Raw genomic sequence first — 13,410 nt, 5'->3', positions numbered from 1 at the left:
GACGACGCTGCCGGTGTCCCGGACCGCAGCGACCTGCCGGCGCACCGCAACCCACCGGAGGTCGACCGCGTCGCCGCCGCCCGGGCCGCGGTCGCCGCGCGTCGCGCCCGCGCCGCCGTGAAGGCGCAGGTCGCCTCGGGGGAGCGCAGCGCCCTCGAGGTCGCGCGTGCGGCCTGGACCGACGCCGACCTGCCGGCGGAGAAGTCCCTGCGGGTCCGCGACCTGCTCACGAGCATCTCCGGCATCGGCCCGGCGCGTGCCGAGGCGGTCATGGGCGAGCTGCGGATCGCGCCGTCGAAGCGCCTCGGTGGGCTCGGCAGCCGCCAGCGGACCGCGCTGGCCGACTGGCTCGCCGCCCGCGGCCGGAAGCGCGGCGCGTCGAAGCTCGTCGTCCTCGCCGGACCGACCGCGGTCGGCAAGGGCACCGTCAGTGCGCACATCCGCGAGCAGTACCCGGACGTCAACCTCAGCGTGTCGGCGACGACCCGGAAGCCCCGTCCGGGTGAGGTCGACGGCGTGCACTACTACTTCGTCGACGACGCCGAGTTCGACCGGATGATCCGTGACCGCGAGCTCCTCGAGTGGGCGGTCGTGCACAACTCGTACCGGTACGGCACGCCGCGTCCGCCGATCGACCGCGCGCTCGACGCCGGCGACAAGGTGATGCTCGAGATCGACCTGCAGGGCGCACGCCAGGTCCGCGACGCCATGCCCGAGGCCGTCCTGGTCTTCCTGCTGCCCCCGACCTGGGACGAACTCGTCCGCCGGCTCATCGGCCGCGGCACCGAGTCCGCCGAGGAGCAGGCGCGTCGTCTCGAGACGGCGAAGGTGGAACTCGCCGCGCAGGACGAGTTCGACGTGCGGATCGTGAACTCCGATGTCGGCACCGCGGCACGCGAGGTCGTAGACTTGTTCTCTGCGCCCTGACGGGTGCTCCCGCGTCGCGCGCACCCGCGCGCCCCGACGCCCGCCGACCGAGGAGGACCCCATGGCCAACCCCCAGGGCATCATCGACCCGCCCATCGACGACCTGCTCGCCAAGGTGGAGTCGAAGTACGCGCTCGTCATCTTCGCCTCGAAGCGTGCTCGTCAGATCAACGACTACTACGCCGACCTGCACGAGGGGTCGCTCTTCGACAACGTCGGCCCGCTCGTCGACTCGACGATCGACGACAAGCCGCTGTCCGTTGCTCTGCACGAGATCAACGAGGACAAGCTGACCGTCACCAAGCAGCAGCAGCCCACCGACTGACCGCGGTGACGAGCACCAACCTGCGCCTCTTCACGTCCGAGTCGGTGACGGAGGGGCACCCCGACAAGATCTGCGACCAGATCTCGGACACCATCCTCGACGCCCTGCTCGCGGCCGACCCGCACGCGCGGGTCGCCGTCGAGACCATGGTGACGACGGGTCTGGTGCACGTCGCCGGCGAGGTCACGACCTCCGGCTACGTCGAGATCCCGAAGCTCGTCCGCGACGTCATCACGGGCATCGGCTACAACTCGTCGGAGGTCTCCTTCGACGGCCGCACGTGCGGGGTCGAGGTGTCGATCGGTGCGCAGTCGCCGGACATCGCGCAGGGCGTCGACGAGTCACTCGACAGCCGTTCCGGCGCCGGGGTCGACCCGCTCGACCGCCAGGGTGCCGGTGACCAGGGCATCATGTTCGGCTTCGCGACGAACGAGACGCCCGAGTACATGCCCGTCGCGATCTGGCTCGCCCACCGCCTGGCGGAGCGGCTCGCCGAGGTCCGCAAGACGGGTGTGCTCGACTTCCTCCGCCCGGACGGCAAGACGCAGGTCACGGTCGGCTACGACGGCGTCGTGCCGAAGACCGTCGAGACCGTCGTGCTCTCCACGCAGCACTCGCCGGCGGTCACGCTCGACGAGCTCACCGCGCAGATCACCGAGCACGTCATCCGCCCGGTGCTCGACCTGGTCGACCTCGACTCGTCGCACGTCGACGTCATCGTGAACCCGACCGGCCGCTTCGAGATCGGCGGCCCGCAGGGCGACGCCGGCCTCACCGGTCGCAAGGTCATCGTCGACACCTACGGCGGTGCCTCCCGGCACGGCGGCGGCGCGTTCAGCGGCAAGGACCCGTCGAAGGTCGACCGTTCGGCGGCCTACGCCCTGCGCTGGGTCGCGAAGAACGCCGTCGCCGCGGGACTCGCGGACCGGCTCGAGGTGCAGGTGGCGTACGCCATCGGCCGCGCGAAGCCCGTCGGGCTCTACGTCGAGTCGTTCGGCACCGGCCACGTCGACGACGCCACCATCGAGGCGGCGATCACCGAGGTCTTCGACCTGCGCCCGGCCGCGATCATCCGCGACCTCGACCTGCTCAAGCCGCGCTACGCCCAGACCGCCGCGTACGGGCACTTCGGCCGTGAGCTCCCCGGCTTCACCTGGGAGCAGCTCGACCGCGTCGAGGAACTCCGCGCCGCCGCAGGACTCGTCGCCGCCGCCGTCTAGGCACACCGCGTGACCACCGTCGCGCGCGTCGTCCTCGACTCGCCGCTCCCGCAGTTGGACCGTCTGTTCGACTACCGGGTGCCGGCCGAGCTCGAGGACGACTGCGTGCCGGGGGTGCGCGTCAAGGTGCCGCTGCGCACCGGCGCCCGGATGTCCGACGCGTACGTCGTCGAGGTCGTCTCCGAAGGGGACTGGCCCGGCGAACTCAGCCAGGTCGAGCAGGTCGTCTCGCCGGTGCCGGTGCTCGCGCCGGAGGTCTGGACGCTCGCGCGGGCGGTCGCCGACCGCGCCGCGGGGGTCGCATCCGACGTCCTGCGGCTCGCCGTCCCGCCGCGCCAGGTGCGCGCCGAGAAGGCGTGGCTCGCCCGCGACCCCGGGTGGTCGCTCCCGGCGGTCGGCGCGCCGCCCGTCACGGGGTACGCCGAGGGCGTCCTGGAGGCCCTGGTCGCCGACCGCGGTCGCGCTGCGGTCGCCGCCGTGCCGCACCCGGTGGCGCTCACCCCGGCAGCGGGGTCCGGTGCCGCCGGTGTGGACGGCGCCGCCGGTCCCGCCGGTACGGCCGGATCCGCCGACGACACCGCCGCGGTGTGGGTCCCCGGCTGGGCTGCCACGATCGCGCAGGCGGCGGCACGCGCCGTCGCCACGGAGCAGTCCGCCGTGGTCGCCGTCCCCGACTTCCGCGACGTGACCGACCTCGAGCGGGCGCTCCTCGCCGTGCTGCCCGCCGAGCGGGTCGTGCGCTTCGACGCCAAGCAGACGAACGGCGCACGGGCGAAGGCGCTGCTGCAGGCCCGTTCGCACGCGGTCGTCGCGATCGGCAACCGCACGGCCATGTACGCACCGGCGACCGACCTCGGCCTCATCGCGGTGTGGGACGACGGGGACGCGTCGTTCGTCGAGCCCCGGGCGCCCTACGTGCACACCCGCGACGTGGCCCTCGTCCGAGCCGCCCAGTCGGGCGCGGCGCTCCTGTTCGTCTCGCACGCGCGCAGCACGGACGTGCAACGCCTGGTCGAGCTGCAGTGGTTGGACGACGTGACCCCGTACCGCGTCGCGACGCCGAAGGTGATCCCGACCGTGCAGCAGAGCGGCGCCGAGGGCTTCGCCGCGCAGGCCCGCATCCCGAGCACCGCGTGGCGCGCCGCGCGCGAGGCCAGCCAGCACGGTCCCGTCCTCGTGCAGGTCGCGAGCCCCGGCTTCGGCACCGGTCTGGTCTGCGCCGAGTGCGGGGAGCGTGCGCACTGCCGGATCTGCGGGGGACCGCTCGGCCAGCCGCACCGGGACGCGACACCGCAGTGCCGCTTCTGCGGTGCCCTCGCGGTCGGCTTCCGCTGCCCGACGTGCGGCAACGGCACCGTGAAGCCGGTGGGCCAGGGTGCCCAGCGCACCGCGGACGAGCTCGGCCGGGCCTTCCCGGGCACGCGGATCGTCGTCGCCGACGGGTCACGACCGCTCGACGAGGTGCCGGCGCGGCCGTCCGTCGTGGTCGCCACCCGCGGGGCGGAGCCCGACGTTCCGGGTGGCTACGCCTGCGTGCTCCTGCTCGACGGCGAGCGGATGCTGGCGCGCGAGGGCCTCCGCGTGCAGGAGGACGTCCTGCGCTTCTGGACCGGTGCCGCCGCGAAGGGCGCACCCGGGGCCGAGGTGTACCTCGTCGGCATCGGCGGCAAGCTGGCCACGGCGATGGCGCTCTGGCGGCTGGACGGTCCGGCGCACGACGAACTCGTCGACCGCCGTGCCCTGCACTTCCCGCCGGCGGTCCGGGTTGCGACGCTGACCGGCACGGACGAGGCCGTGACCGCCGCGGTCGAGGCGCTCGGCGACGCGACGGTCGGCGACGTGCTCGGACCCGTGCCGGTGCCGGACGACCCGACGCCGGGTACCGTCCGGGCCATCGTGCGGTTCCCCTACGCGCACGGGGCCGAGGTCGCGGCGACGCTCAAGGCCGAGGTGATCCGGCGCTCGTCGACGCGACGGGTGCTCCCCGGGGGCAACCGTCGCCGGGCGGCACCGACGCTCCGCGTGCGGCTCGACGACGCGGAGCCCTTCACCGAGGTCTGACCGCCGCGAGCGCGTGTCTCGCAGGACGCAACGTGGGCGGTCCCTCGCAGCGGTACTGCGCTGCGGGGAACCGCCCACGTTGCGTGTCGCGGAGGGGGACCGGCGGTCAGGCGCCGGCGGGCCGGCGGCGCTCCCGCGGGAAGACGACACCGAGGGCGACCATGCCGATCGCGAGCACGAGGTGCAGCCAGTTGTCCGCCCAGTTCAGCGGCACGAAGTTCGCGCCGGACATCGTGCCGGCCGTGAACAGGCCGTAGACCCAGAGCACGAAGTAGACGACGCCGCCGAGCACGAGGTACATGCGCGACCCGGAGGCACGCGAGGCCGCGAGCAGCCCGACGACACCGAAGAGCAGGTGGACGATGTTGTGCAGCACCGAGACCTGGAAGATGCCGAGCAGCATCCCCATCGACGCGTGTCCCGCGCCGCCGAGCTCACCGGTGGTCAGGCCCGGGACGAACCCGGCGATGCCGACGAGCAGGAAGACGATGCCCACGACGAGCGCGACCTTCTGGATCGACGACCCGGCGTAGCGGTTGGTGGATGTGGTGACGTCACTCATGTCACAGACGATACGCAGGAACCTCGCGGTCCGTCCGCAGCCGCACGACCGGCGCGTCGGTCGGACAGCGCGGGCCGTGGGACGATGGAACCCATGCGCCTCGTCGTCGCCGGCAGCCCCGCTGCGGCCGTCCCCACCCTCCGACGTCTCGCGGCCTCGGACCACGAGATCGCGGCCGTGCTCACCCGTCCGCCGACCCCGCAGGGCCGGAAGCGCGTGCTCACGCCGACCCCGGTGGCGCAGGTAGCCGAGGAACTCGGTCTGCCCGTCGTCGAGGCCACCCGCGTCGACGACGCCGTGACCCGGCAGCTGGTCGACCTGCGGGCGGACCTCGGCGTGATCGTCGCCTACGGTGCGCTCCTGCGCCGCCCGGCCCTCGACGCCCCCCGGCTCGGCTGGGTCAACCTGCACTTCTCCGCCCTGCCCGCGTACCGCGGCGCCGCACCCGTGCAGCGCGCCGTGATGGCCGGCGACACCCGCACGGCCGCGACGGTGTTCCAGCTCGTCGAGGCCCTCGACGCCGGCCCGGTGTACGCCAGCGACCCGTTCGACATCGACCCCGAGGCCACCGCAGGCGAGGTCCTCGCCGCGATGGCCGAGACCGGATCCGGCACCGTCCTGCGCGTGGTCGACGCACTCGCGGACGGCACCGCGGTCGCCACGGACCAGGTCGGCGAGCCGACCACCGCGCCGAAGACGACCATCGCCGACGGGCACGTCGGCTTCGACCGACCCGCGGTGGCCGTCCACGCGCACCTGCGCGGGGTCACCCCCGAGCCCGGCGCGTACGCCCACCTCGGCGACCTGCGGGTGAAGCTGCTCCGCAGCAGTCGGTCGGGAGGCACGCCCTCCTCCGCCCCGCCCCTCGCCCCGGGTGCGCTCGGCCTGGTCGACGGACGCCTGGTCGTCGGTACCGCCGACGAGCCCCTGGCCCTGCTCGAGGTGCAACCCGCGGGGAAGAAGCCGATGGACGCCGCGGCCTGGGCCCGCGGGCTCGGTCCGCTCGACGGGAAGGTCCTCTCGTGAGCGGCACGCACGCCCGGCGCCCCGACGACCGCCAGCGCGGCCCACGGACGGTGAGCGCGCGTCGGGTCGCCTTCGACGTCCTCCGTGCCGTGCAGGTGGACGACGCCTACGCGAACCTGCTCCTGCCGACCCGCATCCGCCGTGCCGGCCTGTCCGCCCGCGACGCCGCCTTCGCGACCGAGCTCACCTACGGCTCGATCCGGATGCTCGGCCGGTACGACGCGATCGTCGGCGTCGCGTCCGGCCGACGGGTCGACGACATCGAGTCCGACGTGCTCGACGTCATGCGGCTCGGCGTGCACCAGCTCCTCGGCATGCGGACGCCGACGCACGCCGCGGTGTCGGCGACCGTCGAGCTCACCCGTGAGGTCGGCGCCCGCCGGGCCACCGGCTTCGTGAACGCCGTCCTGCGCAAGGTCGCCGCGAAGACCGACGACGAGTGGGACGCCCTCGTCACGGCGGGCCGCGGCGGCGACGCCCTGCTCGCGACCCGGTGGTCGCACCCGGCGTGGGTCGTGGCGGCGCTCCGGGACGCCCTGGCCGCCGAACGCTCGCGCGACGAGCTCGCCGCGCTGCTCGCCGCCGACAACGTCGCGCCGCGCGTGCAGCTCGTGGCGCTGCCGGGGCTCGCGACGGAGGACGACCTGCGGACCGCGGTGCGGCCGCCCGAGCCGACCGCGGGCGACACGGACGCCGACGACGCGGCGGGGCACGAGCCTCCCGTCCGTGCCGCCGACGACGAGCCGGACGACCGCCCGGTCTCGCCGGTGGGCATCCGCGGGACGGCCGGCGACCCCGCGCGCGTGCCGGGCGTCGCCGCGGGTCGACTCCGCGTGCAGGACGAGGGTTCGCAGCTGGCGGCCCTCGCGCTCACCCGCTCTTCCGACGTGCGTGCGGGGGAGCGGTGGCTCGACATGTGCGCCGGACCCGGCGGCAAGGCGGCCCTGCTCGCGGCCGAGGCCGCGCAGGCCGGCGCGACGCTCGTCGCCAACGAGCTCGTCCCCGCCCGGGCCGGCCTCGTGCGGAAGGCACTCGCCACCGTGGCGGGCGACGACGTCGTGTCCGTCGTCGAGGGCGACGGCCGCCGGTTCGGCAGACCCGGTGACGCGCGCTTCGACCGCATCCTGCTCGACGCTCCCTGCACCGGGCTCGGGGCGCTGCGCCGACGACCGGAGGCGCGCTGGCGGAAGCAGCCGGAGGACGTCCCAGAGCTCGCGGCGCTGCAGGCGGAGCTGCTCGACGCCGCCGTCCGGGCACTCGCGACCGGTGGCACGCTCGCGTACGTCACGTGCTCGCCGCACCTCGCCGAGACCCGCGGCCAGGTCGACGCCCTGATGGCGCGGCACGGCGACGTGCTCGAGCAGCTCGACACCGCCGGCGTCGTCCGCGCGGTCGCGGCGCGGGACCCGCAGGTCGCCGACGGTCGGACGGTGCAGCTGTGGCCGCACCGGATCGGCACGGACGCGATGTTCGTCGCGCTGTTCCGCCGGACCGCCTGACCCGCGTCCGTTGCGGCCTGCGAGGGGACGGATCGGTAGGGTTGCCGGGTGACGATCCGCATCTCGCCGAGCATCCTGTCCGCCGACTTCGCGAACCTCGAGCGGGAGCTGCACCGCATCGAGAGCGCCGACCTGGTGCACGTCGACGTGATGGACAACCACTTCGTGCCGAACCTCACGCTGGGCCTGCCGATCGTGCAACGCCTGCAGGAGGTCTCGCCGGTGCCGCTCGACGTGCACCTCATGATCACGGACGCCGACACGCAGGCGCCGAAGTACGCCGAGACCGGCGCCTCGAGCGTCACCTTCCACTTCGAGGCCGCCGACGACCCGGTGGCGACGGCCGCCGCGATCCGGTCGAACGGTGCCCGCGCCGCCGTGGCCGTGAAGCCCGGCACGCCGATCACGCAGGTCCTGCACCACCTCGACGCCTACGACATGATCCTGCTCATGACGGTGGAGCCGGGCTTCGGCGGCCAGTCGTTCATGCCGTCCGTGATGCCCAAGCTCGCCGATGCCCGCGCCGCCGTGGACGCCTCGGGCCTCGACGTCTGGCTCGAGGTCGACGGCGGTATCGCGGTCGACACCGTGCCCGAGGCCGTGCGGAGCGGCGCCGACACGCTCGTGGCCGGCTCCGCCGTGTACGGCGGGGAGCCGGCGCAGCGCATCGCGGACCTGCGCGAGGCGGCCGCGGCGGCCCGCGCGTGACCGCCGTCGCAGGCCGACCGACGACCGACCCGACCGACGAGGCGGGGTCGGGCAGCGCCTCCCGTCCGGACGGTGCGTCCGCCGGACCCGAGCAGGACGGTAGCCTGGTCCCCGTGAAGACGTTCGACGACCTGTTCGCGGAGCTGACCGAGAAGGCGCGCACGCGCCCCGAGGGCTCCGGCACCGTCGCCGAACTGGACGCCGGCGTGCACCAGATCGGCAAGAAGATCGTGGAGGAGGCCGCCGAGGTCTGGATGGCGGCCGAGTACGAGGGCGACGAGCGCACCTCGGAGGAGATCTCGCAGCTGATCTACCACCTCCAGGTGCTCATGGTCGCCAAGGGGCTCACCCCGGCGGACGTCTGGCGACATCTGTAGGCACCCGCCACGCGCGCTCCGGCGCCGTTGCGACCCGCAGCCGTCACCGACCTCCAACAGGAAGCAGACCCCCTGATGCTCCGCATTGCCGTGCCCAACAAGGGCTCGCTGTCCGAGATCGCCTCCGAGATGCTCCGGGAGGCCGGGTACGCCGGTCGCCGTGACCCGAAGGCGCTCCACCTGCTCGACGAGCGCAACGGCGTCGAGTTCTTCTTCCTCCGGCCGCGCGACATCGCGACGTACGTCGGGTCGGGTGCGCTCGACGTCGGCATCACCGGCCGCGACCTGCTGCTCGACTCCGGGTCCGCGGCGCACGAGGTCGACGCGCTCGGGTTCGCCGACTCGACGTTCCGCTTCGCCGGCACGCCCGGCCGGTTCACCGAGCTGCAGGACCTCGACGGCGTGCGCGTGGCGACGAGCTACCCGGGTCTGGTGGGGGAGTTCCTCGCCCGGCACGGGGTCACCGCGGAGCTCGTCAAGCTCGACGGCGCCGTGGAGAGCGCGGTCCGGCTCGGTGTGGCCGACGCGGTCGCCGACGTCGTCTCGACGGGCAGCACCCTCCGCGCGGCGGGCCTCGAGATCTTCGGCCCGGTCATCCTCGAGTCGACGGCACTGCTCGTCTCGACCGACGAGACCATCCCCGGCATCGACGTCCTCCGTCGCCGGCTGCAGGGCGTGCTCGTCGCCCGCGGCTACGTGATGCTCGACTACGACATCCCGACGGACCTGCTCGAGCAGGCCACCGCGGTGGCGTCGGGCATCGAGTCACCGACGGTCTCGCCGCTGCACGGCCGCGACTGGTCGGCGGTCCGCGTGATGATCCCGCGCGAGGACGCCAACCTCATCATGGACGCGCTGTACGACCTGGGCGCCCGCGCGATCCTGGTCAGCCCGATCCACGCAGCCCGCCTGTGAGCACCCCGACGACGGGAGCCGCCGGGATCGCCGGCGGCGTGTCCGTCCGGGTCGTCCCGTGCCTCGACGTGTCGGGTGGCCGGGTCGTGAAGGGCGTCAACTTCCTCGACCTGCAGGACGCCGGCGACCCGGTCGAGCTGGCCGCCCGGTACTACGAGCAGGGTGCGGACGAACTGACCTTCCTCGACGTCGGAGCGACGGTCGAGAACCGCGCGACGATGTACGAGACGGTCACGCGCACGGCCGAGCAGGTCTTCATCCCGCTCACCGTCGGCGGCGGCGTCCGGAGCGTCGACGACGTCTCGCGCCTGCAGCAGTGCGGTGCGGACAAGATCGGTGTGAACAGCGCCGCGATCGCGCGCCCGGCCCTGGTCGGCGAGATCGCGGACCGCTTCGGGGCGCAGGCGGTCGTCCTGTCGCTCGACGTCAAGCGCAGCGACCGGATGCCCTCGGGCTTCGTCGTCACCACGCACGGCGGGCGCACGGAGTCCGACCTGGACGCGATCGCCTGGGCGCGCGAGGGCGTCGAGCGCGGGGCCGGCGAGCTGCTCGTCAACTCGATCGACGCGGACGGCACGAAGGAGGGGTTCGACCTCGAGCTCATCGCCGCGGTGCGCGCCGTGTCCCCGGTCCCGGTCATCGGGTCGGGAGGCGCGGGGCGCGTCGAGCACTTCGCCCCGGCCGTCGAGTCGGGTGCGGACGCGGTCCTCGCCGCGAGCGTCTTCCACCGGGGCGAGATGACCATCGGGGACGTCAAGGACGCGCTGCGCGCGGCCGGGCACCCGGTCCGCTGACCGTCCGCCGTAGGCTAGGAGCCTCATGACCGACAGCACCAGCACCAGCACGGACGCGGTCCTCGACCGCGCGCGGTTCGGTGCGGACGGCTTGCTCCCCGCCATCGTGCAGGAGGAGTCCACGAAGGACGTCCTCATGCTCGGCTGGATGGACCGGGAAGCCCTCCGCCGCACCCTCACCGAGGGACGGGTGACCTTCTGGTCGCGCTCCCGGCAGGAGTACTGGCGCAAGGGTGACACCTCCGGGCACGCCCAGTACGTCCGCGGGGCGGCGCTCGACTGCGACGACGACACCCTGCTCGTCACCGTGCACCAGGTCGGCGCCGCGTGCCACACCGGGGCACATCGCTGCTTCGACGTGGACCCGCTCGACCCCGTCACCGCGTCCGCACCCGGCGCGGCGCCGGACGCGACCGCCACCGCGGACGCGACCGCAGTGGTGGAGGGGACCCGATGAGCACCGCGACCCGTTCCGAGGAGCCGCGCACGACCTCCCGTCCGGAGTTCGACGGCCTGCTGGCCGACCACCGGGTCGTCCCCGTCGTCCGCGCCCTCTACGCGGACAGCGAAACGCCGGTCGGCGTCTACCGCAAGCTCGCGGACGGTCGTCCGGGGTCGTTCCTGCTCGAGTCCGCCGGTCAGGGCGGCCTGTGGTCGCGGTGGTCGTTCGTCGGCGTCCGGAGCTTCGGCGTGCTGACGCAGGAGGGCGACCGCGCCGCCTGGATCGACACCGGGATCCCGGCGTCCCGCGCCGTCGACTCGCTCGACGGCGCCCCGCTCGAGGTGCTCGCCCGTCTGCACGAGCGCTGGGCGACCCCCCGCGTGCCGGGGACGCCGCCGCTCGTCGGCGGGACCGTCGGCTTCATCGGGTGGGAGGCCGTGCGCCAGCTCGAGCACCTGCCGAGCGTGCCGCCCGCGGACTTCGACGTGCCGGGCCAGGCGCTCGCCTTCGTCTCCGAACTCGCCGCGCTCGACCACCGCACGGGCCTCGTCCTGCTCGTCGCGAGCGTGCTCAACGACGGCACGGACGAGTCCGACACGATGTGGCACGACGCCCAGGCGCGGCTCGACCGCATGCAGGCCGACCTCGTGCAGCCGAGCGCCGCGACCGTCGCCGAGGCGTTCGAGATCGCCGAGCCGACGCCCCGGCACCGGACCACGCCCGACGACTACATGGCGGCGGTCACCCGGTCGAAGGACTTCATCCGCGACGGTGACGTCTTCCAGGTCGTCATCTCGCAGCGGTTCGACCACGACGTCACGGCCGACCCGCTCGACGTCTACCGGGTGCTGCGGACCCTGAACCCGAGCCCGTACATGTACTTCCTCGCGCTCGCGGACACCGACGACGAGCGGTTCTGGATCGTCGGCGCGTCGCCCGAGGCGCTCGTGAAGGTGCAGGACGGTCGGGCGATCACGCACCCGATCGCCGGGTCGCGGCCCCGTGGCGGCACCCCGGTCGAGGACGTCCGCCTGGGCGAGGAGCTGCTCGCCGACCCGAAGGAGCGCGCGGAGCACCTCATGCTCGTCGACCTCGCGCGCAACGACCTGCAGAAGGTCTGCCGTCCCGGGACCGTCGCGGTCACCGAGTTCATGACCGTCGAGCGGTTCAGCCACATCATGCACCTGGTGTCGAGCGTCGAGGGCTCGGTCCGTCCCGGCGCATCGGCGATCGACGTGTTCCGGGCGACGTTCCCGGCGGGCACGCTGTCCGGGGCGCCGAAGCCGCGCGCGCTCGAGATCATCGACGAGCTCGAGCCGGCGAAGCGCGGGGCGTACGCGGGTGTGGTCGGGTACTTCGACTTCGCCGGCGACGCCGACCTCGCCATCGCGATCCGCACCGCCCTGATCAAGGACGGCGTCGCACGGGTGCAGGCCGGGGCCGGTCTCGTCGCCGACTCGGACCCGCACACCGAGCACGTCGAGGCCGTCAACAAGGCGGCCGCCCCGCTGCGGGCCGTCGCCACCGCCAACCGCATGCGCGAGGTCCGGTCGTGAAGCGCTCGCGGTCCCGTCCGCTCGTCGTCGTCGCCGGTCTGGCGGTCGCGGGCATCGTCATGCTCGCGTGGACGCAGACCTGGTTCACCGTGCACCTGCACGCGGGGACGGCGGTCGTGCCGCGCGTCGTCGCCGACGGTGCCGCGGTGGTGCCGCAGTACACGGCCCTCGCCATCGCGAGCCTGGCGCTCTTCCTGGCGCTGACGATCGCCGGACGGGTGCTCCGCGTCGTGCTCGCCGCGGTCGAGGTGCTGCTCGGCATCGCGGTCGTCGCGACCGGCGTGGGGGCACTGACCGACCCGGTGGGTGCGTCGAAGGGCGCCGTCGGCGAGGTCGCCGGCGTCAGCGACACCGCGGCGGTGCGCCAGGTGGTCGAGCGTGTCGACGTGACGGTCTGGCCGGCGGTCGGCATCGCGGGCGGGGTGCTCGCCGTGCTCCTCGGGGTGCTCGTGTTCGTCGTGCAGCGGTCGTGGCCGGGCCCGACGCGCAAGTACGCGGCCGCCACGGCGGGAGCGGCGGCGGACGCACGGGCCGCCGCGCCGCAGCACCGCGACGCGATCACCGACTGGGACGACCTGAGCGCCGGAGCCGACCCGACCGCGGGAGGCACCGTCGACACCGGGCCGGGCGCTGCCCGGCCGGTCGGGGGCACCACCGGTCCGGACGGCGCGCTGGGGGAGTCGCCCACGGCCGACACGGTAGGATCGGACCGGCGCCGATCGGACGACGGCGCCGGAGCAGAACGAGGAGCACCGTGAGCAACACTGAGCCCGCAGAACTCGGCGAAGGCCACTCGCCCGCCGCCTGGACCGCCGTCGTGATCATGCTGATCGGGTTCGCGGCCGGGACGCTGTTCTTCTGGTTCGACATGGCGTGGGGCGTCTGGGCCTCGGCTGCCGTCGTGGTGATCGGGCTCGTCGTGGGCGCGGTCATGAAGCGTGCCGGCTACGGGGTCGACGGCCCGAAGTACGTCGCCAAGCACCACGCGGAGTAGTCGT

General features: G+C 73.9%; 15 protein-coding genes. 14 read left to right on the top strand and 1 reads right to left on the bottom strand.

Annotated features, from left to right (window positions below; translation table 11 throughout):
• Positions 1–33 precede the first annotated feature (33 nt).
• From gmk to QUG92_RS09420, 4 genes are all read left to right on the top strand, one after another.
• Positions 34–927 carry a guanylate kinase gene (gene gmk, locus QUG92_RS09435; RefSeq protein ID WP_069711360.1) on the top strand — a complete coding sequence of 298 codons (894 nt, stop codon included), beginning with the start codon at positions 34–36 and terminating at the stop codon, positions 925–927.
• A gap of 61 nt (positions 928–988) precedes the next feature.
• Positions 989–1,252, top strand: coding sequence for a DNA-directed RNA polymerase subunit omega (gene rpoZ, locus QUG92_RS09430; protein ID WP_022906709.1), 264 nt, complete (start codon positions 989–991; stop codon positions 1,250–1,252).
• 5 nt (positions 1,253–1,257) lie between these two features.
• On the top strand, positions 1,258–2,472 hold the full coding sequence (gene metK, locus QUG92_RS09425; protein WP_069710800.1) for a methionine adenosyltransferase: 1,215 nt from the start codon (positions 1,258–1,260) through the stop codon (positions 2,470–2,472).
• A 9-nt stretch (positions 2,473–2,481) separates the two neighbouring features.
• On the top strand, positions 2,482–4,533 hold the full coding sequence (locus QUG92_RS09420) for a primosomal protein N' family DNA-binding protein (RefSeq protein WP_289458826.1): 2,052 nt from the start codon (positions 2,482–2,484) through the stop codon (positions 4,531–4,533).
• A gap of 106 nt (positions 4,534–4,639) precedes the next feature.
• Here QUG92_RS09420 and QUG92_RS09415 read toward each other — a convergent pair whose 3' ends face one another.
• Positions 4,640–5,095, bottom strand: coding sequence for a DUF4383 domain-containing protein (locus QUG92_RS09415; RefSeq protein ID WP_182047333.1), 456 nt, complete (start codon positions 5,093–5,095; stop codon positions 4,640–4,642).
• Positions 5,096–5,188: 93 nt separating this feature from the next.
• Between QUG92_RS09415 and QUG92_RS09410 the strand changes: the two genes are divergently transcribed.
• The 10 genes from QUG92_RS09410 (at position 5,189) to QUG92_RS09365 (ending at position 13,406) form a co-directional block, all read left to right on the top strand.
• Positions 5,189–6,121 (top strand): methionyl-tRNA formyltransferase, encoded by a 933-nt coding sequence (locus QUG92_RS09410; RefSeq protein ID WP_182047334.1) that lies wholly within the window; start codon positions 5,189–5,191, stop codon positions 6,119–6,121.
• Complete coding sequence (locus QUG92_RS09405; protein ID WP_289458825.1) at positions 6,118–7,620, top strand: RsmB/NOP family class I SAM-dependent RNA methyltransferase; 1,503 nt, start codon at positions 6,118–6,120, stop codon at positions 7,618–7,620. Before QUG92_RS09410 ends, QUG92_RS09405 begins: the two co-directional genes overlap by 4 nt.
• A 48-nt stretch (positions 7,621–7,668) precedes the next feature.
• Complete coding sequence (rpe, locus tag QUG92_RS09400) at positions 7,669–8,328, top strand: ribulose-phosphate 3-epimerase (protein WP_069710804.1); 660 nt, start codon at positions 7,669–7,671, stop codon at positions 8,326–8,328.
• 113 nt (positions 8,329–8,441) lie between these two features.
• Entirely contained in the window at positions 8,442–8,705 is a 264-nt protein-coding gene (locus tag QUG92_RS09395) for a phosphoribosyl-ATP diphosphatase (RefSeq protein ID WP_058726551.1), read from the top strand.
• A gap of 75 nt (positions 8,706–8,780) precedes the next feature.
• Positions 8,781–9,620 (top strand): ATP phosphoribosyltransferase, encoded by an 840-nt coding sequence (gene hisG, locus QUG92_RS09390; protein WP_289458824.1) that lies wholly within the window; start codon positions 8,781–8,783, stop codon positions 9,618–9,620.
• Positions 9,617–10,414 carry an imidazole glycerol phosphate synthase subunit HisF gene (hisF, locus tag QUG92_RS09385; protein ID WP_223246477.1) on the top strand — a complete coding sequence of 266 codons (798 nt, stop codon included), beginning with the start codon at positions 9,617–9,619 and terminating at the stop codon, positions 10,412–10,414. The genes hisG and hisF overlap by 4 nt, the downstream gene beginning before the upstream one ends.
• Positions 10,415–10,439: 25 nt before the next feature.
• Positions 10,440–10,871, top strand: a complete 432-nt coding sequence (gene hisI, locus QUG92_RS09380; protein WP_289458823.1) for a phosphoribosyl-AMP cyclohydrolase — start codon at positions 10,440–10,442, stop codon at positions 10,869–10,871.
• On the top strand, positions 10,868–12,412 hold the full coding sequence (locus QUG92_RS09375) for an anthranilate synthase component I (protein WP_182047338.1): 1,545 nt from the start codon (positions 10,868–10,870) through the stop codon (positions 12,410–12,412). Before hisI ends, QUG92_RS09375 begins: the two co-directional genes overlap by 4 nt.
• Complete coding sequence (locus QUG92_RS09370) at positions 12,409–13,170, top strand: Trp biosynthesis-associated membrane protein (RefSeq protein WP_289458822.1); 762 nt, start codon at positions 12,409–12,411, stop codon at positions 13,168–13,170. Before QUG92_RS09375 ends, QUG92_RS09370 begins: the two co-directional genes overlap by 4 nt.
• Entirely contained in the window at positions 13,167–13,406 is a 240-nt protein-coding gene (locus QUG92_RS09365) for a DUF6704 family protein (RefSeq protein ID WP_182047340.1), read from the top strand. Before QUG92_RS09370 ends, QUG92_RS09365 begins: the two co-directional genes overlap by 4 nt.
• Positions 13,407–13,410: the final 4 nt, after the last annotated feature.

The sequence above is a fragment of the Curtobacterium citri genome (assembly GCF_030362955.1).
In the GTDB taxonomy this organism is placed as follows: domain Bacteria; phylum Actinomycetota; class Actinomycetes; order Actinomycetales; family Microbacteriaceae; genus Curtobacterium; species Curtobacterium citri.
This window is presented reverse-complemented; position numbering and strand designations above follow the sequence as displayed.